The sequence below is a fragment of the Streptomyces paromomycinus genome (assembly GCF_003865155.1).
Classification (GTDB): Bacteria; Actinomycetota; Actinomycetes; order Streptomycetales; family Streptomycetaceae; genus Streptomyces; species Streptomyces chrestomyceticus.
This window is the reverse complement of record NZ_BHZD01000001.1, coordinates 2559785-2583689: the sequence shown is the minus strand read 5'-3', so window position 1 is coordinate 2583689 and position 23905 is coordinate 2559785. Positions and strand designations below refer to the sequence as shown.

The following is a 23905-nucleotide window of genomic DNA, read 5'->3' as shown; positions in this document are numbered from 1 at the left end:
ATGACCACCACCGAACCGACGACCCGGACCCGGCTGAACCCGAGAACCGCCGTCGTCCTCGTCTACACGGCCGCCATGTGCATGAACGGCCTCGACTCGACCATCGTCAACCCCGCCCTGTTCACCATCGCGGGCGACTTCGGACAGCCCGTCTCGGCGGCCAACACCGTCGAGACGGCCTTCCTCGTCGCCCTCGCACTGGCCCTGCCGGTCGCCGGCTGGCTCGGCGACCGCTACGGCACCAAACGCGTCTTCCTCGGCGCGCTCGCCGTCTTCACCACCGCCTCGGCCGCCTGCGGCCTGGCCCCCGGCCTGTCCGCGCTGGTCGTGGCGCGGGCGGTGCAGGGCCTGGCGGGCGGCCTGCTCACCCCGGCCGGCATGACCCTGCTGTTCCGCGCGTTCCCGCCGCACGAACGGGCCAAGCTGGGCAAGGTCCTCATCGTGCCGACGGCCCTGATGCCCGCGCTCGGCCCACCGCTGGGCGGCTTCCTCACCCAGCACCTCTCCTGGCACTGGCTGTTCTTCGTGAACGTGCCGATCGGCGCCGCCGCCGTCCTGCTCGGCGTCCTCGGACTGCGCGAGCACGTCGAGGGCGTACCGGGGCCGTTCGACCGCGCCGGATTCTGGCTCGCCACCCCGGGCCTCGGACTGCTCACGTACGCGCTCGGGTTCGGGCCCTCGCACGGCTGGACACAGCCCGCCGTCGCGGCCGCCGCCGTACTCGGCGTGGCGCTGGCGGTGGCCGCCGTCCTCCACCAGCTCCGTACACCGGAGCCACTGCTGAAACTCCGCCTGCTGGCCGGCCGGGCGTACGGCACGGCCTCCGCACTCGCCGTGCTCACCGCCGCCGGCCTGATGGGCGTGCTCTTCGTCTTCCCGCTGCTCTACCAGGCGGCCCTGGGCGCCTCGGCCCTCGACGCCGGCCTGAGCGTCTTCCCGGAAGCGATCGGCCTGATGCTCGCCTCCCAGGTCGTCGACCGGCTGCTGCCGCGCATCGGCCCGCGCCGCCTCGTGGTGCCCGCGCTGCTGCTCGCCGCGGTCGTCTTCGCCGCCCTCGCCGTACCGGGCGCCGCGGACAACGCCTGGCTGGTACGCGGCCTGATGTTCGCCATCGGCCTGGTGCTCGGCACGGCCGTGCTCACCGTCCAGCTCGCCGGCTTCGAGGACGTCGCGCCGCCCGACATGGGCCGCGCGATGGGCCTCTTCCAGATCCTGCGCACCCTGGGCGGCGCCCTCGGCATCGCCGTCTGCGCGGGCGTGATCGGCGGCCACGGCACCGGCGGCACCGGCCCGGCCCCGTACCGGGCCGCGGTGTGGGTGACGGCCGCACTGGTCGCCGTGGGCGCGCTGGTCGCCGTACGGTTGCCGAAGGACCCGCCGCAGCCGCCGCTGTTCGACGACGACCTCGACGAAGAAGCGGGGGAGGGGGCTCAGGCCCCGGCGGCGGGCTGAGGTTCTGTCGTACGGACATGACTGCGCACCCGGGGCGGGGGCGCAGTCATGGGCATCGCGGCGCTCAGCTTTCGGAGTGGGTCGGAATACATGCCCGTGGATGCCGTGTGATGCTTGATCCGGCTTGTGACGACGGGCGCCTCACCGTGCGTCCACCTACGCATCGCGCGCAATGCGCCTGCCTGCTCAATGAGAATCACCCTTCCTTGCGCGAGTGTGACCGTGACATCAGCGGTTGGCTCGGATCATCACAGTGAGCACCGGCGACGCCGGTGACGGCTGGCTCTGCCCGATGCCCGCGTACCCCCACGACTCGTAGAGCGCATGAACCTTTCCGTCGCCGGCGGCCGGGTTGACCATGAGCGTGACGTACGGCTCGTCGCGGTCGGCGAGGAGGGCGTCGTGGATGCGGCGGGCGGTGCCGGTCTTACGCCAGGCCGGACGGACGCCGATCTCCTTCAGGGCGATGATCGGGTGTTCGGTGTACTTCTCTGCCGGCTCCGGGCTGGTGCGCTGCCAGTAGCGGTCGCCGCGCTCGATGCTGTTGGCGTAGGCGTAGCCGACGGGTTGCCCGTTCGCGTATGCGAGGACGGCTGTGAACCCGGGCTCGCTGCTGTGCCGGTCCAGGCGCTCGCCGAACGCGGTGACTGCGTAGTTCGGCAGGTGGAGGAGGGGTGCGCGTACCTCGGCGTACACGTCGAGGAGGTCACCGCGGACGGCGTCGAGCGTGTCGAAGGTGCGCAGTTCGATGGTGGGCGCCGTGGTCATACCGTGGTCCTCCAGGTGGCGACGTGCTCGGTCCAAGTTTGCACGGTGGCGGTGTGCGGTGCGGTGGCGCGCAGAGCGGCACCGAACTCTTGCAGCATGCGCGCCACTCGGGCGTGCTGGGTAGCGGCGCTGGCGGTGACGTGCATGGCGGTGGCTGTGGCTGCGTCGGCCGCTCCCTGGGCGAGTTGTGCGTGCGCAAGCCTGGTGGTGGCGATGGCTCGGGAGCGCACCATGTGGGGGCGGAGGGCAGCCAGGCAGCGGTGGGCGTGGTACTCGGCTGCTGGATAGTCGCCGAGTGCCAGGTATGCCGACAGGGCTAGGGAGTCCAGTTCGGCCTGGTCGTAGAAGGCGAGCATCCACACGGGGCGGTAGTCCGCGAGGTCGGCGCGCAGCATGGCTTCCTGGGCCTGCTCGAACGCCCGGCGGGTTGAGGTTCTGTCCTGCGCTGTGCCGTGAATGGCTCCCTGCCGGGCCAGACCGAGGGACGCGAACAGGGGATCGCGGCGCGTGAGACTCAGATTGCGGGCGACGTCGTTGGCGGCGAGCGCGTCGGCGGGCCGGCCCATGTGCCGGTACATCGTTCCCGCGTGCCTCCAGATGCGGAACTTGATCGACTGATCGCAGGACATTTCGGCGAGGGCCTGGGCCTCACGCATGTGGGCCTTCGCGACGTCGTAACGGCGGCCGTCGATGGCTGCCCACATGGCCGAGGAACGGAACGCCGCCGCGGAGGCGTAGAGGCGGCCGCGTACACGCTGGGAGGCGCTGCCCGCGTTCTGGAGGTTCAGTGCCTCGTCGGCGAGCGCGGCGGCTTTCTGCTCGGTACCGAGTTGTCCGCCATGGCGGTGGTCGCTGGCGATGATCTCTGCGAAGCGCTTCTGTAGACGGTCGACGTCGCTCATTCCGATCCGGCGCGGTGAGGTGTCGCCCGGAGCGGCTGCCGCTGCGGCTGCTGCGGCAGCGATACCGCCCACAAGGGTACGGCGCTTCATATCGGGGTCCTCCTGCTGCTGTGGAGCGGTGACGGACGGCGCCCGGCCCCGTGGCACGAACCCTAAAGCGATGGCAGGCAGGCCCGCGACGTCTTCGAGAGCCCTGCGGGCAGCCGACTTGGGCCACTTGACCCGGCCGGCCTTCCAGTCGCGGATCGATGATCCGTCGAGACCACCTGGTCGGCCTGTGAGACGTTCGAGGGACCTGTTCACGGCCTCAGCGAGGCTGTTGGAGCTGTAACCGTGTTCGGCCATCCACGCCTCAAGAACGGCGTTGCGCGTGGAGTCCATCCAGGCAAGGTAGCGCCCGCACCGGTCGGGCCCCAGGTAATCGCCTGGTCAAATCGCCCTAGGCGGTTCTTCCGGGTGACTGGCCCATCGCCCTAACCAGCGGGGCTCCGAACGTTGTTGTCTAGGTGTTGGTCGCCCGGCAGCACCGTTCGGGCGGCTGTTGACGGCTTGGTCCGCGCCCCATGCGTATGGGGAGCGGCCCGGGCGCCGAGACAACGCGAGGGCTCTACCCCAATGACGAGTCTCAGTGAGCGGGAACACAGCAGCACCGCCAACCGTGCCATCTATAGCCAGACAGTCCCATGCGAGCCGTCCACAGCCGAGGCCGGGCGCCAGCTCGTCCAATCCGTTCTCGGCCTGTGGCAGCTCGAAAGCCTCGCCGACAGCGCCGCGCTGATCGTCACAGAACTGATGGCGAACGCGGTGAGGCACACCTCGTGCCAGGAAATCCGGCTCACCGTCGGCTGGCCGAGTGCGGCGCGGCTGCGTATCGGGGTCCTCGACCGAGAACCATCACGACTGCCTGTTTGCGGCCGGGCCGAGGATGACGCCGAGTCCGGGCGCGGCCTGGTTCTCATCGATGCTGTGGCCGATCGCTGGAGCTACGACCTCTGCGGCTCGGGCCGCTGTCCGTGGGGCAAGGAGGTCTGGGCCGAGCTCTCTGCCAAGGGGGAGCAATGAGGTCCCATGCGCTGGCCTATTCGCTGGAGCAGCGGTCAGCCCCGGCCTGACCAGACTCCCTGCTCACGATCTCCCGGCGTGAGGCCAGCGCCCATGAGCGCCGCCGCCTCTGGCCGGGCTTCCAGGAGCCGACCGAGAGGCCGGCTCCTGGCAAACCTCCGCGTGATGACACCCGGAGGCGACTGGCAACACAACCCCGACGCCACTACTCACAAGAGGAGTCAGAGAAATGACACGGAACACCGTGGTGCCCAGCCACACCCAGGTACGGCCGCAGCCGCCGGAGGCGACCGACGGCTTCGACCTGGACGTCTCCCTCGTCGAGGTCGCCGATCCCGCTGGGCTGGTCAACCTGACCGACGACAACTGCGGATCCACCTGCGGCGCCTGCACCACGAACGTCGCCTGAGCTGCTTCCCAGCTCTGTCCGCCCTGGTGCCGTCGCGTCTCGGCGCGACGGCACCGGCCGCCCGTCCCCTCTCTTATGGAGGCAGTCGATGGTTGCTCCGCTCCCAGCGTTTCGGACCGGCTCTGCCGCTCTCGTGCGCGCCGTGGCCCGGCCTTCACTGCCGGTGCCTGCTTGCCCTGACCTTGATGACCGCTCGCCCCGCGGTTCGTCCGCCTGTGTGATGTGGTTGCGTACCGTCTGGGCGGACAAGGACGTGGCCGAGGCACTTCAGCACGCCAGCCCGGCTCTGGCCGCGCACGTGCGGTCCTTGTGCATGGCCGAGCGTCCTGCCTCACGGGACGTGCGGCGCACGGCGCTGTCCGTAGCCCGTTATCTGCTGCGGGCCCAGCATCGAGCGACCCCCTTCGGCCTGTTCGCCGGCGTGACCACCTCGGAGTTCGGGACGCAGGCACGTGCGGCCTGGGGCGACCGACACATGGTGCTTGGCCGCGCGGGGGCAGAGTGGCTGTCTGCCGTGATCGAACGGCTGGAACCGTGCCCGGACCTTCTCGAACGGCTGACCGTCGTCGCCAACAGCACCGCGACAAACCGGGGAGACCGGCTCATCGTGCCGTTCCAGTCCGATGTCCAGGGCGACCGGAGACGCGCGGTCGAGACGTCCCTGGCCCTGACCGAACCAATGCGCACGGTCCTCGCCGCAACCCGGACGCCGATCCGCTGTGGCACCCTCGCGGACAAGCTCCGCGCGGAGTTTCCCGAGGCCGGGATAGAGAAGGCGCGCCGCCTGCTGACAGAGCTGATCCAGCGACGGGTGCTGATCACGAATTTGCACGTGCCGAGCACCGAGACCGACGCCCTCGGGCACCTGCTCAGACAGCTCGATGCGAGCGACGCCGGAAGCCTCGCCCCGGTCGCGGAGATGGTGCATGAGCTGCGCGCGATCCGAGTGGACCTGGAGGAATGCGCCACGCGCGGCGGCCGGGAAAGCGTCGCGGCGCGGATGCGGGCTCTCGTGCCCGGCCTGCGCCGTCACCCCATCGCTCACGACCTACGACTGGATGCGCAGATCGTGCTGCCGGAGGAAGTGGCCAAGGAGATCGAACGTGCCGCTTCCGTCTTGACGCGGGTGTGCACCCGCCCGTACGGGACCGCCGAGTGGAACGCGTACCACCAGCGCTTCTACGAGCGGTACGGCATCGGCACGATGGTGCCGCTCACGGAGGTTGTCGCGGACAGCGGTACGGGCTACCCCGACGGCTACCCGGGCACCCCCGCTGGCGTACGCCGGCCTCGTATCTCCACTCGGGACGACGCCCTCGTTCGCCTGGCGCAGGCCGCCGTGCTCGACGGCCGCGATGAGGTGGTCCTCACCGATGACCTGATCGCCACCCTGGACGTGGGGTCCGATGAGCCCCGGATACCGCCGCACCTGGAGGTAGGGGTGCGGGTGCACGCGGCCAGCCTGGGGCAGTTGCAGCGCGGGCAGTTCCGGTTGGAGGTCGTGAGTGTGTCTCGCGGGGCGGGCGTCTCGACAGGCCGGTTCCTCGACGTGCTGTCCCCCGCCAGCCGTAAGGCCCTCACCACAGAGCTGACTGACCTCCCGGCTGCGGACAAAAACACCGTGCCCGCCCAGCTCTCCTTCCCACCGCTGCTCCCGGAAAGCGCTCACGTCACCCGCGCCCCGCAGGTCTTGCCCACCGTGATCAGCCTTCAGGAGCATCGCGGCCCGAAGGACACCGCCCTCACCCCAGAGGACCTGGCCGTTGGGTGCGACGGCCGCCGCATGTATCTCGCCGTCCCCGAGCGCGGCCACCGCGTGGAGGCCGTCGGGATGCACGCGCTGAACCTGCGCACGCACACTCCACCGCTGGTGCGGTTCCTCACCGAGCTCTCCCGCGCTCAGTGCGCACAGGTCACCGTGTTCGGCTGGGGCGCCGCCGCAGCGATGCCGTTCCTGCCGCGGCTGCGGTACGGGCGTACGGTGCTGGCCCCGGCACGCTGGCGGCTGGAGGCGTCCGAACTGCCCGGCCGTACTGGCCCCCGGGCCCAGTGGGACACCGCCCTCATCGACTGGCGGGTCCGGCGGCGACTGCCGCGCCGCGTGCTACTCGTCGAGGACGACCGGCGCCTGTTCCTCGACCTCGACGAGGCCGGCCACCGGGCGATCCTGCGCCAGCACCTCGACCGTACGCACCTGGCTGTGCTCGTCGAGGCCCCGGAACCGGAGGCTTACGGCTGGTGCGGCGGGCGAGCTCACGAGGTCGTAGTACCCCTCAAGGCGTCCCGTCCCCCGACGTGGCCGCCACTGCCCGCTCCCACTCAAGTTCGCGCTCTGTCTCCGGCCCAGGTGCAGACACCCGCCACCTCCTCAGTGCTGCTCGCCGCCCTGTACGGAGACTCCCGCCGCCAGGACACTCTGCTCTCCCAGCACATCCCTGGCCTCCTCGAACAGCTCGGCAACCCACCGTGGTGGTTCATCCGCTTCCGCGACCCGGACCAGCACCTCCGCCTACGCATCGCCCTCCCGGACCCAGAAGCCTTTACCCGGACTGCCCGCACCGTGAGCGCCTGGGCCGACGAACTGCGCAGCGCCGGCCTGCTGTCCGAGCTGGGCTACCCCACCTCCTACCGAGAGATGGGCCGCTGGGGTTCCGACGCCGCATGGGAGAGGGCCGAGGACGTGTTCCGAGCGGACTCGTGCGCCGTCATGGCCCAGCTCGCCCAGCCGGAGCGCCCCGGTCAGCGAACGCTGGTGGCGGCCCATACCGTTGCCATCGCCTCCGCGTTCCTCGGCAGTACCAAAGCCGCCATGCGCTGGCTGACCGACCACATTCCCTCGACAGCCCCCGCGCCTGTTCCGCGTCCGCAGTTCGCCGAGGCTGTACGGCTCGCCAACCCGTCCCACGACTGGGCCGCGCTACGCGAAGTTCGGGGCGGGGAGGCCATCGTGTCGGGATGGGCAGACCGTGTTGCGGCGCTCGCCGCGTACCGGACGCATCTGCCGGGCCCGGACGCCCGGGGCATCGCCGTCGACGACGTTCTCACCTCCCTCCTGCACGTCCACTTCGTGCGGCACGTCGCGGTCAACTTCCCCGAGGAAGAGGTGTGCCTCTACCTGGCGCGTGCCACCGCCCTGGCCTGGACCGCCCGCACTAACGGGAGGCCGTCGTGACTGACCACCCCACACTCGCTCTTGCTGACGCCATCGCCACCCAACTTGCCGACCCCGGTACGGGGCCTCTCGTCCCCCAGGAACACCGGCAGCACCTCGCCTACGGGCCGCCCGGCATCGCGCTCTTGCACATTGAGCGAGCCGCAAGCGGCCTCGGGCCCTGGCAGCGCGCCCACGACTGGCTCGCCGCCGCCTCCCGCCAGCCGGTCACGAGCGGCCCCGACAGCCACCCCTTCTATGGAGCACCTGCCTTCGCCCACGCCCTGGCCTGCGCCGCCGACCACCTGCCCAGCGCCTACCAGCGTGCCCTGGACACGATAGACCGACAGGTCAGGGCCGACGCCCGGCGTCGTCTTGACGCTGCACACCGCCGCATCGACGCCGGACGCCTGCCGAAGCTCGCCGAGTTCGACACCATCCGGGGCCTCACCGGGTATGGCGCCTACCTCCTGCGCCGCGACCCCGACGACTCCACCCTGCGCGCCATCCTCGACTACTGCGTGCGTCTCACCGAACCGATCACCCACCACGACGAAACCCTGCCGGGTTGGTGGACCGAGACCGGCCCCTCGGGCAGCCCGGATGATCACCGTTTCCCCGGCGGGCACGCCAACAGCGGCATCGCACACGGCATCGGGGGGGTACTCGCACTCCTGGCCCTCGCCGCCCGGAACGGCACCGTCACCGATCACCACCACACGGCACTGCACACCATCCTGGTGTGGCTGGACCGCTGGCAGCAGAAGGCGGGCTGCGGACCAACTTGGCCTTACTGGGTCACCCGGACCGAACTGCGTACCGGCCGTCTCAACCCGTCCGCGCCCCGGCGGCCATCCTGGTGCTACGGCACCGCCGGCCTCGCCCGCGCCCAGCAACTCGCCGCGCTAGCCCTCGGCGACACCGGCCGCCAGATCGATGCGGAAAACGCGCTCGTGGCCGCCTTGACCGACCCGAACCAGCTCAAAGCCACGACAGATCTCGGCCTGTGCCACGGGGTCGCCGGCCTCGCCCATGTCGCCGCCCGCACGGCCGAAGACGCCCATCCGTCAACCATGGGCCGACTCCGCGCCGCGATACCGCCACTTCTGAACGCGATCACCCAGCCGGGCAACGACCCCGAACGCATGGCCACCGACCTCGTCCGGAACGCGGAACCTGGCCCAGGTCTGCTCGACGGCGCCGCTGGCATCGCCCTGGTCCTCCTCGCGCCCAGCGCCGCCGCACCACCCCAGGCCGCCTGGGACGCCTGCCTACTCACCGCCTGATCACCGACCGAAGGACTCCCGTGCCCCCTGACCGCTGGCAACAGCACAACATCACTTTCACCGACCGGGCGAATGCCAGGCACGTCATCGTCGAACGACTCGGCCCCGCCCTGATCACAGCCGAGGCCGAGGAACAGCTCACCGGCTGGTGGTTCATGAACAAGCAGCCCTGGCCACTGCGGTACCTCGCCGATCAGCCCTCTCCGGTCATCGAGTCGCTGCTGACTGACCTCACTGATGACGGGACGGTCGAGTCGTGGCGGCCCGGTATCTACGAGCCAGAGACCGAGGCGTTCGGCGGCCCGGACGCCATGGACACCGCCCACGACCTGTTCCACAGCGACTCCCGCCACCTGCTCACCTACCAGCCGAGCCCGGATCGCCTGGGACGCCGGGAGACCGCCGTCCTGCTGGCGAGCGCCATGATGCGCGGTGCCGGGCTCGACTGGTTCGAGCAGGGTGACGTATGGGCGAAGATCGCCGCCCTCCGGCCGGCCACCAGCCCTCCACTCCCCGAACGGGACGCCGAGCTGACCCTGGCCGTACGGAAGCTCATGACAGCCGACGCCCACGGCCTCTGCCACCCGGACGGGCCACTCCACGGGCACGACGCATGGGTGGCCGCCTTCGAACGGGCGGGTAACACGCTCGCCGACCTCTCACGCCGCGGCATGCTCACCCGCGGCCTGCGAGCAGTCATCGCCCACCACGTGATCTTCCACGCCAACCGTGCCGGTCTCCTTCGGGACGACCAGAGCATCCTGTCCCACATCGCACGAGAGGTAGTCATGGGAACGAGTGACCACACCGCGTCGCCCGGCAAGGCGACGACCGACGCCGATAGCGTCAAGGCGGTGAACACCGACACGATCGACATCCCCACGGCGGACGCTGCGCGCCTCCGCAACGCCCTGGTCGACCAGCTCCGGGCCGATGGACATGCTTGCACGCCCGCCGTCGAAGCGGCGCTGCGCACCGTGCCGCGTCATGTGTTCGTGCCCGACGCGTCGCTCGAAGACGCCTACGCCAACGCGCCGGTGCACATCAAGTACGACACCGACGGCACGTCGATCTCCTGCGCCTCCCAGCCGGGAGTGGTCGCCCTCATGCTGGACCAATTCGACGTCCGGCCCGGCCAGCGCGTCCTCGAACTCGGTGCCGGCACCGGATACAACGCCGGCCTGCTCGCCCACCTGGTCGGCGCAAGTGGACACGTGATCACCCTCGATGTCGACGACGACCTCGTGGAGGGTGCCCGTGCGCACCTCGCCGCCGCCGGCATCAGCAACGCCGAGGCCGTGACCCGCGACGGAGCCCGGGGCTATGCGGAAGGAGCGCCGTACGACCGCATCATCGCCACCGTCGGCGCGCACGGAGTGCCGCACGCCTGGCTGCAACAGCTCGCCCCCGGCGGCAGGCTCCTCGTACCCCAGCGCCTCAAGGGCACGGTGTCCCGCTCCATCGCCTATGAACAGCAAGACGGCCGGTGGGCCTCCCTCAGCAGCCAGATGAACACCTTCATGCCGCTCAGGCGCGGCATCGCCGACGATGACCGCCGAACCATCCCGCTCAGCACAGACGGCACCGTCCGGCTCCAGGCCCCCACCGGTCAGAGCATCGACGCCGAAGCTCTGACCGGTGTCCTCGACCAGCCACGCATCGAGGAGTGGACCGGCATGACGGTCCGCGCCATGGAGTCGCCCGAGTGGATGGAACTGTTCGTCGCCTGCGCCCTCCCCTCCGGCCTCATCCGGATGCTCTTTCCGCAGGCCGCCAAGGGCACCCTGCTCATCGAAGACCCCTACCCCTCATCGACAGCGGCCGTCGACAAGGGCGCCGTCACCTACCTCGCCCGGCGCCTGTCGCAGGAGAAAACCCCCGAGGGCGACAAGCTCTGGGAGTTCGGGGTCATCGGTCATGGACCCGGCAGCGATGAGTTGGCCGCGAAGGTCGCCGCAGCCATCCGCATCTGGGACCGGGAGTACCGCGGCCGCGAGGCCACCTTCGAGATCCAGCCCCTCGATGCCCCCGCGATTGAGCAGCGCCCCGGCCTCTTCGCTCTCGACACCCCACTGAACCGCATCGTCGTCGACTGGAACTGACGCCCACGCGCAGGTGACGGTGCCCACCAGCACACGTTGGCGGGCACCGTCGTCTCAACCAGCCCTCACTCACCACCCGGGGGATACATGGACCCGCACGGACCAGTAGCCCAGCGCTTCCCTGTCGTCGCCCGATTCCGGCCCGCCTGCCTGCCGCTGCCCCAGCGCGTGCACGCGCTCGTCGACCTGGCCGACACCGCGCTGAAGAAGAGCGATCAAGGAATCGCCTCGGCCGTCTACAACCAGGCGGCGCTCCTCGCCTCCGACCTCGGCCTCCCCGACCTCGCCCGCGAGATGTGTCACCAGCACGCCGCTGCCTACCTGCACGCCTGTCCCCTCGCCAGCACCAGCGTGATCCGAGGACTGGAACCGGTCGTCAACCTCGCCCGCCTCCAGATCCGCGCCGGCCGTACTGACGAGGGCCGTCGGCGACTGCTCGACCTCTACGAGGCGGTCGAGACGGGCACAGCCGCCCGGTTCGAAGGCATCGAAGTACCGGCGGACCTCCCCGCGACCGACAAGGACCGCCACGAGGTCGGCGCATGGCTGTGGCGCGTGCTCCTCGCCGACGGCACCCGCGCCCTCACCACCGAGGGACGTTGGGCCGAGGCCCTGGCACACATCGAAGCCCACCGAGGAGTGGGCAAGCGGATGCTCGATGGGCGCCAGGTTGCCGTACTGGCCTCCCTCGTCACGGGGGACACGGCCGCAGCCATTGTTCTGCTCGGCGACACGATGCCCGGCGAACCGTGGGAGCAGGCCGTTACGGCTTGTCTGGCTGTCCTGTGCCGTCATTTGGCTGGGCAGCCGGCCGACGGCCACTTGGCGGAGCTGGCAGCCACCTACCTGGAGCGGCAGGCCGAACCTGGAATGACCGTTTTCGACATCCGGCTCGGCCTTACGGCCCTTGACGCGATCGGCAGCGCTGATTCGCCCTCGGCGCACCGCCTCGTCGATGACCTTTACCGGCGGATGACGGCCGCTGAAGACGGCTATGCGGCACGTGAGAACCTGGCGCATCCCCTATTCAGCGAGATCGCCACGGAGAGGCAAAGGCAGGGCTGTCGTGCGCTGGTGCGCGCCTGCGCCTTGGGGACAGGGGCACTGCCGGACCGGCTGCGAGAAGAACTGACGGCAGCGGTGCACGCAAGCGGCAACGTGATCAGGGAGGGCCTTGCCTGTCCCTCCGATCCTGCATGAACCCCTACGGAGACAGCAACGCCCCCAACCCCGTAGCCAACCCCCCACGCCAACACGCATAATCATGCCCGCCGTTGAACTCCTCGTACGTCACGTCGTAGCCGCGCGCCCGCAGTACGTCGCGCAGGCGGCGGTTCTCGGCGAGGAGCATCCACTCCTGGAGGCCGACCTCCAGCCGTATCCGTACCGGGCGGCGTTGGGCGGTGGCGTACTGGCCGGTCAGCCACTCCGTGCCGCGCTCGTCGTCCGGCCACCAGAAGGAACCGGACTGGGAGAGCGCCAGACCGAACCGGTCCGGCCGGCGGAAGGCGGCGAACGCGGCGGTCAGGCCGCCCGCGCTCTGTCCGGCGACGACGGTGCGCTCCGGGCGCGGATCGGTCCCGTACGCGGCGTCCGCCCATGGCAGCAGCGTGTCCGCCAGCCAGTCGACGAAGTCACCGCTGCAACTGAGGTCCTCCATGCGCCGCCCCATCGTGTCCACGAGCAGGGCGACCGTGGGCGGTACGGAGGCGTCGGCGTGCAGGTTGTCGAGCAGGTCGCCGGCGCCGAGGACCGGGCCCCACATCTCGCCGTCCAGCAGCACCGCGACCGCGTACGGGCCGCCGTCGGCGCGGTGGCCGGGCGGCAGATGCACCGTGATGTTCCTGCCGTCCACCTGGGCCTGTACGGAGGTGCCGCGTGCCGCGTCGGGTCTGCGGCCGGTGCACGGCTGTGCCGGGGCGCCGGGCAGCTCCAGGACGGAGGCCGGGTTGCGGCCGTCCCGTGACGGCAGGACGGGCGCGGTGTTCAGCGGGTCGGGTACGGCGCTGTCCAGGACCTTCAGCCACGCCTCGCGGTCCGTGCGCAGCAGGTCCTCGCGCGGGCCGGTGCCGGGGTGGAACTGGTACGAGGCCCGGTGGTCGGAGCGCAGCCGGTGGCTGAGTGCCCAGACCGCGGTGCCCTCGACGCGCGTCATCAGGTTCGGCGTCAGGTCGCCGGCGTGCCGGTCCCGGTCGGTGACGGTGTGCAGGAGCGCCAGTACGTCCGTGGCCGGGGACGCGGGGTCGTCCCGCCACAGGAACGTGACGAGGACGTGCCCGGGGTCGCCGTCCGGGTCCGGTTCCACGAGTGGCGTCCCGGTCGCCGCGGCCCGGCGCCAGAACTCCTCCTCGGCGCCGGGCCGCCCGGCCCGCACGTCGGTGGCGAGGTCTTGCAGCAGCGGGCTGCGGACAGCAGCGGTCACTTGCGTACTCCCTTCAGGAGCGTCGTCAGCATGGAGCGTGCGTCGTGTGCGTCGTGTGCGTCAGACACGGGTCGCCGCCGAACGGCCCAGCAGCACCCACAGCAGGAAGGGCCCGCCCAGGACGGTCGTCACGACACCCACCGGCACCTCCGTGCCCGCGAAAACGATCCTGCCGACCGTGTCGGCCGCCACCACCAGCAGCGCGCCCGTCAGCATCGTGCCGACGAGCGGCACCCGCAGCGGCCCCGCCAGCCGCGACGCGATGACCGGCGAGGCCAGCGCCACGAAACCGACCGGCCCGCAGATGCCGACGGCCAGGCCCGCCAGCGCCACCGCCAGCAGCAGGCACACCGCGCGGGTCCGGCCCGGAGCGGCGCCCAGCGAGGAGGCCGTGGCGTCGTCGAAGCGCAGTACGCCCAAGTGGCGGGCGACCGCGAGGCTCAGCGGTACGAGGACGGCCAGGCCGATGAGGACGGGCACGGCGACCGCGTAGCTGCGCCCGTTGAGGCTGCCCGAGGTCCACACGTACAGCGAACTCGCCGAGTTGAGCGAGCGCCGGGAAAGGGCGACCTGGGTGGCGGCGGAGGCCAGCGCGGACATCGCCAGGCCCACGACCAGCACGCGGTAGCCGCGCTGCCCGAGGCCCCCGGAGACGACCGTGACCACGACCGCCGCGACCAGCGCGCCCAGCGGGCCCGCCCACCAGGCGCCGAACGTGCCGGTCGCGCTGAGGGTGACGGACAGCAGGACGGCGGCGGTCGCGCCGTCGTTGACGCCGAGCAGTTCGGGGGTGGCCAGGCGGTTGCGGGCCAGCGTCTGGGTGAGGCAGCCGGCCAGGCCCAGCGCGGCGCCCGCCGCCAGCCCGGCCACGATCCGGCCGAGCCGGAACTTCTGCACCAGCAGGACGTCGAACCGGTCGCCCTGGCCGAAGATCGCCTGGAAGGTGCGGGTCACGCCCATGTCGCTCTGCCCGGCGTACGCGGACAGCACCACCGCCAGCAGGAGGAGTACGGCCAGCAAGAGCCCCGCTAGCGTGGCGCGCCGGGCGACTAGGAAGGAGAGCGGGCCGCGGCGCAGCACGAATGTGTCGGCGGGGCGGACCCGGCCCGGCTTCGGGGTACGGCGCTTCGGGAGACGGCGCGTCAGGCGTTCCCGCAGCGCGTGCAGTACGCCGCGTGCCGCCTTGCCCGAAGCGCGCTCCTCGGTCGCCGGTTCGGTCATGCCCATCGCGGTGAGCTGCCGGGACCGGACGATGCCGATGAGGACGGGCGCGCCGATCAGCGCCACGATGACGGAGACCGGCGCCTCGAACGGGCGGGAGACCACCCGGGCCGCCACGTCCGCCAGGACCAGGACGGCGGCACCGATCAGCCCGGCCAGCAGCAGCCGGGCGGCGAGCCGGGTCCCGGCGACCGCCCGGGCCAGAAAGCCCGCCAGCAAGCCGAGGAAGGAGATGGGGCCGGCCAGCGCCACCGCGGCCGCGGTCAGCAGCGTCACTCCGACGGCGACCACGGTACGGATCACCGGCGGCCGGTGGCCTAGGCTGCGGGCCAGGTCGTCACCGAGCGCCAGCGCGGACAGCGGCCGGGCGACCAGCAGCGCCACCAGGAACCCGACGAGGAGGACGGGCGCGAGGCGGCCGAGTTCGCCGAAGCCCTCGACGCCGGCCAGCGAGCCGAGCACCCAGAACCGGAACCGGTCGTAGGTCTCCGCCGAATTCACCACGATCACGCTGGTCAGCCCACCGAAGGTGGCGCCCAGCGCGGACCCGGCCAGCACCAGCCGCATCGGCGAACCGCCGCCCCGGCGCCCCGCGATGAGCAGCACCAGGCCACTGGCGACCACCGCCCCGGCGAACGCGCACACCAGGTACGCGTAGCCGCTGTCCAGGCCCAGCAGCGCGATGCCCGCGACGACACCGAACGAGGCCCCGGCGTTGACGCCGAGCAGGCCGGTCTCGGCGAGCGGGTTGCGGGTGACGGCCTGGAGCAGGCACCCGGCGACGCCGAGCGCGCCGCCGACGAGCAGGGCGGTGAGCGTACGGGGCAGCCGCAGGTCGCCGACGACGAGCGCCAGCCGCGGGTCGCTGCGCGCGCCACCACGGTCGAGCAGGTAGTCCAGGACGCCGCTCGCGCCGACCTCGCCGGCGCCGACGCACAGGGACACGGCGGCCAGGACGAGGACGGCGGCGGTGAAGCCCGCCACGGCGAGCGCGACGGTGCGGCGCGTGGTGCCGGCGGGACGCCGGTCCGCGAGGTGCTCGTCCGAGGGGCGCTCGCCGGGGCCGGCGGCGGGCCGCCCGGAGGCAAAGCGCGGGTCATCGGCAGGGGGTCGGGCATCCTTTTGCGCCACCGCGCCCGGCAACGCGACGCCTTCGGCGCCGTGTTCGGAGGGCGGGGCGGCTATACCCGTACGCTGCTTTTGCATAAGGTGAGGCTAGCCTAACCATTTCTGCAGCGTGCGGGCGGAATGGCGGAGTGGCTGGGCACCTGTCCTATATTAGGTTAGGCTTGCCTAATAAATGGGGAGGTTGCTCATGCCTGAGCACATACCGGGCCGCGCCGAATTCGCCGGCCGCATCGCGCTGGTGACCGGCGCCGGGCAGGGCATCGGCGCCGCGGTCGCCGCCGCCCTGGCGCGACAGGGCGCCCACGTCGTGGCCACCGACCGCACCGCGCCCGCGGCACCGCCGGCCGGGACCGACGGCGCGGGAAGCGTCACCACCGAGGCCATGGACGTCACCGACCGCACCGCGGTCGACGCCACCGTCGAACGCGTCGAGCGCGAACTCGGCCCGATCGCCGTCCTGGTGAACGTGGCCGGCATCCTGCGCCCCGGCGCCGCCGCCGAGCTGACCGACGCGGACTGGGCCGACACCTTCGCCGTGAACACCACCGGCGTCTTCCACACGTCCCGCGCCGTCACCCCGCACATGGTCGGACGCGGCGCCGGAAGCATCGTCACCGTCGGCTCCAACGCGGCCGGTGTCCCCCGTACCGGAATGGCCGCGTACGCCGCCTCCAAGGCCGCGGCGGCCATGTACACCAAATGTCTGGGGCTCGAACTCGCCCGCAGCGGAGTGCGCTGCAACATCGTCGCGCCCGGCTCCACCGACACCGCCATGCAACGCGCGCTGTGGACCGACGACGACGCCCCCCGCCGAGTCATCGCCGGCGACCCGCAGACGTACCGCACCGGCATCCCCCTCGGCCGGATCGCCGACCCGTCCGACATCGCCGACGCGGTCGTCTTCCTCGCCTCCGACCGCGCCCGGCACATCACCATGCAGGAGCTGTACGTCGACGGCGGCGCCACCCTGCGGTGACCCGCGCCGCGTCCCGCCGCCCGGGACGCACGCACCACCGCACCCCCGCTCTCCGCACACCCCCTCCGCACCACCACCCGTATCAGCCGCACCCCGGAACCTCGCAGCCTTCCGAGAATTGGAGCTCCCGTGCCGACGGCACCCGAAGTCGCCACGCACGTCCCCCTCGCCGAGACGGCCCACCCCGCCGTAGGAGCCGCCACCTCGCTCCTGGGCGCCTACACCCCCGGCGCCCGCTTCCTCGGCACGCCCACGCGCACCATCCTCGCGCAGGGCACCCACAGCGAAGTCCCGCACGACGAACGCCCCCTGCACCGGCGGGTCGCCGCCACCCTCGGCGCCGCACAAGCGGCGGGACACGACGCGCCCATGGTCATCGGCGCGGTGCCCTTCGACCAGACGGCGCCCTCCGCGCTCACCGTGCCCGCCACCGTCCGGACCGCGCCGCCGCTCACCGCCGACCCGCTGATCGCGCTGCCCGCCGACCCGCCCGCCGCGACCCACTGGGACATCAGACCCGTACCGGCCCCCGAGGTCTACGGCAAGGGCGTGGCCGCCGCGGTCGAGCGCATGTGGCGCGGCGAGTTCAGCAAGGTCGTCCTCGCCCGCACCCTCGAACTGACCACCCCCGGGACGCTCGACATCCCCGCGCTGCTCCAGCGCCTGGCCCGCCGCGACCCCTCCGGCTACACCTTCGCGCTGCCCACCACGCCCGGCCGCACCCTCCTCGGCGCCAGCCCCGAACTGCTGGTCACCCGGCGCGGCCGGCGGGTCGTCGCCAACCCGCTGGCCGGGTCCGTCCCGCGCAGCGACGACCTGGCCGAGGACGTCCGCCGGGCCGCCGCCCTGCTGGAGTCCGCCAAGGACCTGCACGAGCACGCCGTCGTCGTGGACGCCGTCCACCGGGCCCTCGCCCCGTACTGCACCGACCTCGACGTCCCCGTCCGGCCCACCCTGGTGCGCACCGCCGCCATGTGGCACCTGTCCACCACCGTCACCGCCACCCTCGCCGCGCCGGACACCTCCGCCCTGGAACTGGCCTGCGCCCTGCACCCCACCCCGGCCGTCTGCGGCACCCCCACCGACACCGCCCGGCAGGTGATCACCGACACCGAACCGTTCGACCGCGGCTTCTTCACCGGTATGGTCGGCTGGGGCGACGCCTGCGGCGACGGTGAGTGGGTGGTGACCATCCGCTGCGCCGAGGCCGAGGAGCGCGCCCTGCGCCTGTACGCCGGAGCGGGCATCGTCGCCGCCTCCGACCCCGGCGCCGAGACCGCCGAGACCGGCGCCAAGTTCCGTACCTTCCTGAGCGCCGTCGGAGCCGAACTGTGACCGATCAGTACGCCTACGCCCACTCGCACGCGCCCGCCTGGCCCGCGGAGTTCGCCGAGCGCTACCGCGCCGCGGGCTGGTGGCGCGGCGAGACCTTCGGGCAGATGCTGCGCGACCGGGCCGCCGCCCACCCGGACCGGGTCGCCGTCGTCGACCCGGCCGGCGAGGGCCGCCGCTGGACGTACGCGGAGCTGGACCGCCGCGCCACCCGGCTCGCCGCCGGACTCCACGCGCGCGGCATCGTCCGCGGCGACCGGGTCGTCGTGCAGCTCCCGAACGTCGCCGAGTTCTTCGAGGTGATCTTCGCCCTCTTCCGGCTCGGCGCCCTGCCCGTCTTCGCGCTGCCCGCGCACCGCGAGACCGAGATCCGCTACTTCTGCGAGTTCACCGGCGCCGCCGCCTACGTCATCGCCGCCGAACACGGCGGCTACGACTACCGCGCGCTGGCCGCGACGGTACGCGACGACGTCCCGGGCCTGCGCCACGTCTTCGTCACCGGCGGCGACCCGGGCCCCTTCGAGGCCCTCGCGGACGTACCGGCCGACCCCGCCTCCGACCCGGCACCCTGGGACGAGCCCGCACCGGACGACCTCGCCTTCCTCCAGCTCTCCGGCGGCAGCACCGGCGTCCCCAAGCTCATCCCGCGCACCCACGACGACTACATCTACTCGCTGTGGGGCTCCAACGAGCTGTGCGACGTGGACGAGCACAGCGTCTACCTGTGCGTCCTGCCCGCCGCCCACAACTTCCCGCTCTCCTCGCCCGGTTCGCTCGGCGCCCTGTACGCCGGCGCCCGCGTCGTGCTGAGTCCGCAGCCCAACCCGGACGTGGCGTTCCCGCTCATCGAGCGCGAACGCGTCACCATCACCGGCCTCGTCCCGCCGCTCGCCCTCGTCTGGACCGAGGCCGCGCCCACCACCTCGTACGACCTGAGCAGCCTCGACGTCCTGCTGGTCGGCGGCGCCAAGTTCAGCGAGGAAGCCGCCCGGCGCGTCCGGCCCGCCCTCGGCTGCACCCTCCAGCAGGTCTTCGGCATGGCCGAGGGCCTGGTGAACTACACGCGGCTGGACGACCCCGAGGAGACCATCGTCACCACCCAGGGCCGGCCCATCTCCCCGGACGACGAGATCCGCGTCGTCGACGACCAGGACAACGACCTGCCCGTCGGCGCGACCGGCCACCTGCTCACCCGTGGCCCGTACACCATCCGCGGCTACTGGAAGGCGCCCGAGCACAACGCCCGCTCCTTCACCGCGGACGGCTTCTACCGCACCGGTGACGTCGTCCGGCTCACCCCCACCGGCCACCTCGTCGTCGAGGGCCGCGCCAAGGACCAGATCAACCGCGGCGGCGAGAAGATCGCCGCCGAGGAGGTCGAGAACCACCTGCTCGCGCACCCCGCGGTGCACGACGCCAACGTGGTCGCCGAACCCGACCCGTACCTGGGCGAACGCACCCTCGCCTACGTGATCCTGCGCTCCGGCGCCGAAGCGCCGACCTCCGTCGCCGTCAAGAAGTTCGTCCGGGCCCGCGGCCTCGCCGCCTACAAGGTGCCCGACCGCGTGGTGTTCGTGGACGCCTTCCCGCAGACCGGCGTCGGCAAGATCTCCAAGAAGGACCTCAGGTCCGCCGCGACCTCCGCCACCGGCGACGCCGGCCCGGCCTGACCGCCCCGCCCCTCCCGACCCGTCCTGAAGGGACCGCACCGCACCATGGCCCTGCCCGCCATCGCCCCCTACCCCATGCCGTCCGCCGGCGACCTGCCCGCGAACCGCGTGGACTGGAAGGCCGACCCGTCGCGCGCCGTCCTGCTCGTCCACGACCTGCAGAACTACTTCCTGTCGGCCTTCGACACCCAGGCGTCCCCCGCCACCGACCTGCTGCGCAACGTGGCGGCGCTGAAGAAGGAGGCCGCCCGGCTCGGCATCCCGGTCCTCTACACCGCGCAGCCCGGCGGCCAGACGCCCGAGGAACGCGGCCTCCAGCAGGACTTCTGGGGCCCCGGCCTGCCCGCCGACGAGCACGCGGCGGCCATCGCCGACGCGGTCGCCCCGGGCCCGGACGACACCGTGCTGACCAAGTGGAAGTACAGCGGCTTCGTCCGCACCGACCTCGAAGAGCGGATGCGCGGCCTCGGCCGCGACCAGCTCGTCATCACCGGCGTCTACGCCCACATCGGCGTCATGATGACCGCCTGCGACGCCTGGATGCGCGACCTCCAGGCGTTCCTCGTCGCCGACGCGGTGGCCGACTTCTCCGCGGACGACCACGCGACGGCATTGCGCTGGGCGGCCGCCAAGTGTGCCGTGGTCACCACCACCGCCACCGTCTTCGAAGGGAAGTGACCCCCGTGGCACTGACGCTGGAGCAGCTGCGCAAGGACGTCGCGGACGTCCTCGGCGAGGACCCCGCCGACATCCCCGACGACGAGAACCTCGTCGACTACGGCCTCGACTCGGTCCGCCTGATGGCCCTGGCCGGCCGCTGGAACCGCGACCACGGCATCGAGGTCGCCGTCACCGACCTCTCGGAGGAGCCCGCCCTGGAGAAGTGGGCGGTGCTGCTCGGCGCCACCGGCTGAGCCTCCGTACGTACGGCAGCGGGGCGGTACGCGGATCACTCCGCATACCGCCCCGCTGCCGTATACGCGTGGCGCCGTCAGACGCCCGGCGGCACCCGCGACGGGCGGCCGCTGCCGCGCGTCATCGCGTACCCGCCGATCCCGGCGAGCGCCGCCAGCACACCGCCCGCAGCCGTCCACACCCACCGGTCGGACCACCGGCCCGAGGACCAGCCGCCCTCCGGCTCGGACGCGGCGACCGACCGCTTGCCCGCCGCCGAAGCCGACGCCGACGGCTCCGGGGAAGCGCTCTCCCCGTCCTTCGGGCTCGCGGCGGCGGCCCCCGGCACCAGTGGAGCGGCCAGCTTGCCGTCCACCGCGTACGCGCCGCCCGTCCCAGCCACTGTCGGCTCGAACTCCGCGTGCACCGGCAGCCCCAGGTCGTCCTGCGGCAGATCGGTGACCGTCAGCCGCACGAAGTACGTCCCCGGCAGCGGATCGTTGGACGACTGCTCGGCCCAGGAACGGACCGTCCGCAGCGTGCAGGACAGCTCCACCGAAGCGGCGTCCGCGGCCGCGGCCCTGGTCTGCGCGCCGTACGTGCACGCCTGACGCCGCCGCAGCCCGTCGTACACGTCGAGCTGCCAGGTCGCCGAGCCGTGCCGGGCCGCCTTGGGCAGCGTCACCTTCGCCTTCATCGTGGCGCGCTGTCCGGTGTCCACCGGTACCGCCCAGTACAGGTAGTCACCGGTGGACGCCCCGGCCGTCGCCCGCTGCCCCGGCTGCACCGGCGTCGCGGTACGGAACGACGTCCCCGCCTCCGTCGGCCCCTCGGCACCGCCGCTCGCGGACGGCGACGGAGTGTCCGCCACCGCCCCGCCCGCCGTACCGAAGAGCGCGGCCCCCGCCAGCAGCGCGGCGGTCACAAACGTACGCGTACGCATCAGTTGGTCCTCCAGACGGCGACACGCCAGCGCGACAGCCAGCCCCACAGCAGACCGGCCACCAGGCCGGCGAGCACCAGCGCGCCCAGGAACCACCAGCCGCGGCCCAGACCGAAGGACGCCACGTCCGAGGCGTCCGACGGGCCGTCCACGACATCGACGGCCAGCTCCACCGGCAGGCCCGGATCGGTCTTGACCCCGGCCGGCGCCGCGAAGGAGTTGCTCAGCCGGAGGCAGACCGTCTCCGGCGCGTCCTTCGCCGCACCGTCGGCGTTCTTCAGCGGCGCCTTCGGGTAGCGCAGCCCGGACGAGATGACGTCGGTACGCCCGTCACCCGCCTCCGAGCCGCGCACGATCTCCCGGCCGTGCACGGTCGAGGCGCGCAGCAGCACGCCGTAGTCGTTGTGGACGGCACGGTCGGCGCCGATGCTCGCCGACGCGCGCAGCTCCTGGCCGGGCCGGACGTCCACCCGGTACCAGCGGTGCTCGGCGAACTTCTCCCGGTCGGTGTACAGGCCCGGCTTGAGCACCGGCGCCTTGGCACACTGGTCCGCGCCCTGTGTCGCCACCGGCGTCACCACGGGATCGGCCGCCCGGTCCACCAACTGGTGCACCCGGTCCCGCAGTTCCTCGGTGTGCTGGACGGAGGTGTACGTACCGCCGGTGGCCTCCGCGATGCAGCTGAGCTGCTTGCGGGTCTTGGCGTCCGGCAGCAGACCCAGCGTGTCCACCGTCAGGTGGATGCCCTTGGCCGCGATCTCCCGCGCCACCTCGCACGGGTCGAGCGGGGCGCAGGTGTCCTCACCGTCGGTGATCAGCACGATCCGGCGGGTCGCGGCACCGCCCTTGAGATCGTCGGCCGCCCCCAGCAGGGCCGGGCCGATCGGCGTCCAGCCGGTGGGGGCGAGCGTCGCCACCGCGGTCTTCGCCTCGGTCCGGTCGAGCGGCCCGACCGGGTAGAGCTGCTTGGTGTCCTTGCACCCGGTCTGCCGGTCCGGGCCCGGATAGTTCGCGCCGAGGGTACGGATGCCGAGCTGGACCTCGCCCGGCACCGCGTCCAGCACCTCGTTGAACGCCTGCTTCGCCGCCGACATCCGGCTCTGTCCGTCGATGTCCCGCGCCCGCATCGAACCGCTGACGTCGAGCACCAGCTCGACCTTGGGGAGGGCTTCTTCGCGTCCGGTCCGTCGGCGGCTGCTGCGGAGGTGGGCAGCAGCCCCACGGCCAAGGTGGCGAGCAGGCCGCACACCCCGGCCGCCAGCCGTTTTCTTGTGATCATCGCCGGATCGTATTGACGATCGGGCTCGGTGATCAAAACGGGCGGACACCGCTGACGGGGGATCAGTGCCCGGAGTGTGCGCGGCCGCCCCGGTGGACCGTGCGGTCACCGGGGCGGCCGGGGGACGTGCGGGCGACGCTAGCCCCAGGTCACGACGAGCCTGGCCGTGGACGGGTTGAAGGTCTTGTACGCGTCCGAGCTCCGCTCGTTCGCCGCCTTCAGCCCCAGGGTCATGCTCGGCCACCGGTTCTGCTGGGCGGCCCGGGCACTCGGTGTGACGTCGAAGGACAGCGTGCGGTTCTGGCAAGGCGGCCGCTGGGAGGGCGAGACCCAGCTCAGCAGCCGGTACCACCGCGGCTGCTTGTGCCACGTCGTGGACGGGTAGACCCGCCCGGTGTCCCAGGCCTCGACGTTGTAGGGAGCGCACGACTGGGACGTGGCGTTCCTGATACGGAGTTCGGCCTTGCGGATCGTTCCGGGCCGGTGCAGGTCCTGGGCACCCATCGTGATGAACGAGCGCCAGACGCCGTTCAGCTCACGGTTGTTCCTGAGGTCCCGCTTGCCGACGCGCGCGATGTCGTCCGTCTGGCCGTGGTAGGCCCGGTTCGGACTGCCACTGTTGACGCTCGTCCACAGGCCCACGCGGCCCCTGGGAGCGGCCGGTCCGGGCTGGCGCTGCTCGCTGACGGACGTACCGGTCTGTCCGGTCTGCGTGCCGGGGCTCGCGGCGACGGCCGCCGGGGCGGCGAGGCCGCCGACGAGACCGCAGGCCAGCAGGGCGTATCCCGACCGGGAACGCCTCCGGCCGGTGAGTGAACGGGTTGTGGGCATGATCTGCCTCCAGTGCGGGGAACGGCTGAACGGTTTCCAGCCTTTCGCCGCCGTCGGCACACCGCGCTCCCACCGCG

General features: G+C 72.1%; 18 protein-coding genes and 1 pseudogene. 12 read left to right on the top strand and 7 right to left on the bottom strand.

All coding sequences use genetic code 11. The annotated features are described in order from the left end of the window. Complete coding sequence (locus tag OEIGOIKO_RS10355) at positions 1 to 1452, top strand: DHA2 family efflux MFS transporter permease subunit (protein WP_125053801.1); 1452 nt, start codon at positions 1 to 3, stop codon at positions 1450 to 1452. Positions 1453 to 1680: 228 nt separating this feature from the next. On the opposite strand, the gene OEIGOIKO_RS10350 is transcribed toward OEIGOIKO_RS10355, so the two are convergent. Both OEIGOIKO_RS10350 and OEIGOIKO_RS10345 read right to left on the bottom strand, forming a co-directional pair. Next, complete coding sequence (locus tag OEIGOIKO_RS10350; protein WP_125053800.1) at positions 1681 to 2220, bottom strand: GNAT family N-acetyltransferase; 540 nt, start codon at positions 2218 to 2220, stop codon at positions 1681 to 1683. Continuing rightward, entirely contained in the window at positions 2217 to 3503 is a 1287-nt protein-coding gene (locus OEIGOIKO_RS10345) for an XRE family transcriptional regulator (protein ID WP_170251683.1), read from the bottom strand. Before OEIGOIKO_RS10345 ends, OEIGOIKO_RS10350 begins: the two co-directional genes overlap by 4 nt. A gap of 234 nt (positions 3504 to 3737) precedes the next feature. Here OEIGOIKO_RS10345 and OEIGOIKO_RS10340 point away from each other — a divergent pair, with 234 nt between their 5' ends. The 6 genes from OEIGOIKO_RS10340 (at position 3738) to OEIGOIKO_RS10315 (ending at position 12332) form a co-directional block, all read left to right on the top strand. Continuing rightward, the gene (locus tag OEIGOIKO_RS10340; protein ID WP_125053799.1) at positions 3738 to 4184 is read left to right on the top strand and encodes an ATP-binding protein; all 447 of its coding nucleotides are present in this window, start codon (positions 3738 to 3740) and stop codon (positions 4182 to 4184) included. Positions 4185 to 4413: 229 nt separating this feature from the next. Then, the gene (locus OEIGOIKO_RS10335) at positions 4414 to 4593 is read left to right on the top strand and encodes an FxLD family lanthipeptide (protein WP_030630840.1); all 180 of its coding nucleotides are present in this window, start codon (positions 4414 to 4416) and stop codon (positions 4591 to 4593) included. Between the two features lie 220 nt (positions 4594 to 4813). Further along, positions 4814 to 7765, top strand: coding sequence for a lantibiotic dehydratase (locus OEIGOIKO_RS10330; RefSeq protein WP_174857145.1), 2952 nt, complete (start codon positions 4814 to 4816; stop codon positions 7763 to 7765). Beyond that, positions 7762 to 9030: a lanthionine synthetase C family protein gene (locus OEIGOIKO_RS10325; RefSeq protein WP_125053797.1), complete on the top strand. Its 1269-nt coding sequence runs from the start codon at positions 7762 to 7764 to the stop codon at positions 9028 to 9030. Before OEIGOIKO_RS10330 ends, OEIGOIKO_RS10325 begins: the two co-directional genes overlap by 4 nt. A gap of 20 nt (positions 9031 to 9050) precedes the next feature. Then, on the top strand, positions 9051 to 11132 hold the full coding sequence (gene fxlM, locus OEIGOIKO_RS10320) for a methyltransferase, FxLD system (protein ID WP_125053796.1): 2082 nt from the start codon (positions 9051 to 9053) through the stop codon (positions 11130 to 11132). 87 nt (positions 11133 to 11219) lie between these two features. Then, positions 11220 to 12332: a hypothetical protein gene (locus OEIGOIKO_RS10315; protein WP_170251682.1), complete on the top strand. Its 1113-nt coding sequence runs from the start codon at positions 11220 to 11222 to the stop codon at positions 12330 to 12332. Positions 12333 to 12336: 4 nt separating this feature from the next. Here the strand turns inward: OEIGOIKO_RS10315 and fes are convergent, their stop codons facing one another. Together fes and fhuB are read right to left on the bottom strand one after the other, a co-directional pair. Continuing rightward, positions 12337 to 13554, bottom strand: coding sequence for an enterochelin esterase (gene fes, locus OEIGOIKO_RS10310; protein WP_125053794.1), 1218 nt, complete (start codon positions 13552 to 13554; stop codon positions 12337 to 12339). A gap of 60 nt (positions 13555 to 13614) precedes the next feature. Continuing rightward, on the bottom strand, positions 13615 to 15981 hold the full coding sequence (gene fhuB / locus OEIGOIKO_RS10305; RefSeq protein WP_246177295.1) for a Fe(3+)-hydroxamate ABC transporter permease FhuB: 2367 nt from the start codon (positions 15979 to 15981) through the stop codon (positions 13615 to 13617). 109 nt (positions 15982 to 16090) lie between these two features. Between fhuB and OEIGOIKO_RS10300 the strand changes: the two genes are divergently transcribed. From OEIGOIKO_RS10300 to OEIGOIKO_RS10280, 5 genes are all read left to right on the top strand, one after another. After that, positions 16091 to 16879, top strand: a complete 789-nt coding sequence (locus OEIGOIKO_RS10300) for a 2,3-dihydro-2,3-dihydroxybenzoate dehydrogenase (RefSeq protein WP_125053793.1) — start codon at positions 16091 to 16093, stop codon at positions 16877 to 16879. Positions 16880 to 17008: 129 nt separating this feature from the next. Continuing rightward, a complete protein-coding gene (gene dhbC, locus OEIGOIKO_RS10295; RefSeq protein ID WP_125053792.1) occupies positions 17009 to 18214 on the top strand; it encodes an isochorismate synthase DhbC in 1206 nt (401 codons plus the stop codon). Next, on the top strand, positions 18211 to 19881 hold the full coding sequence (locus OEIGOIKO_RS10290; RefSeq protein WP_125053791.1) for a (2,3-dihydroxybenzoyl)adenylate synthase: 1671 nt from the start codon (positions 18211 to 18213) through the stop codon (positions 19879 to 19881). Before dhbC ends, OEIGOIKO_RS10290 begins: the two co-directional genes overlap by 4 nt. A 45-nt stretch (positions 19882 to 19926) precedes the next feature. Beyond that, positions 19927 to 20559 (top strand): isochorismatase family protein, encoded by a 633-nt coding sequence (locus OEIGOIKO_RS10285; protein WP_125053790.1) that lies wholly within the window; start codon positions 19927 to 19929, stop codon positions 20557 to 20559. 5 nt (positions 20560 to 20564) lie between these two features. Then, positions 20565 to 20795, top strand: coding sequence for a phosphopantetheine-binding protein (locus OEIGOIKO_RS10280; protein ID WP_031012127.1), 231 nt, complete (start codon positions 20565 to 20567; stop codon positions 20793 to 20795). Positions 20796 to 20872: 77 nt separating this feature from the next. On the opposite strand, the gene OEIGOIKO_RS10275 is transcribed toward OEIGOIKO_RS10280, so the two are convergent. The 3 genes and pseudogenes from OEIGOIKO_RS10275 to OEIGOIKO_RS10265 all read right to left on the bottom strand — a co-directional run bounded on the left by OEIGOIKO_RS10275 (position 20873) and on the right by OEIGOIKO_RS10265 (position 23828). After that, a complete protein-coding gene (locus OEIGOIKO_RS10275) occupies positions 20873 to 21718 on the bottom strand; it encodes a hypothetical protein (RefSeq protein WP_125053788.1) in 846 nt (281 codons plus the stop codon). Then, a pseudogene (locus OEIGOIKO_RS10270) lies at positions 21718 to 22997 on the bottom strand (VWA domain-containing protein). The gene OEIGOIKO_RS10275 and the pseudogene OEIGOIKO_RS10270 overlap by 1 nt, the downstream one beginning before the upstream one ends. 138 nt (positions 22998 to 23135) lie before the next feature. After that, a complete protein-coding gene (locus OEIGOIKO_RS10265; protein ID WP_125053787.1) occupies positions 23136 to 23828 on the bottom strand; it encodes a hypothetical protein in 693 nt (230 codons plus the stop codon). Between the last annotated feature and the right edge of the window lie 77 nt (positions 23829 to 23905).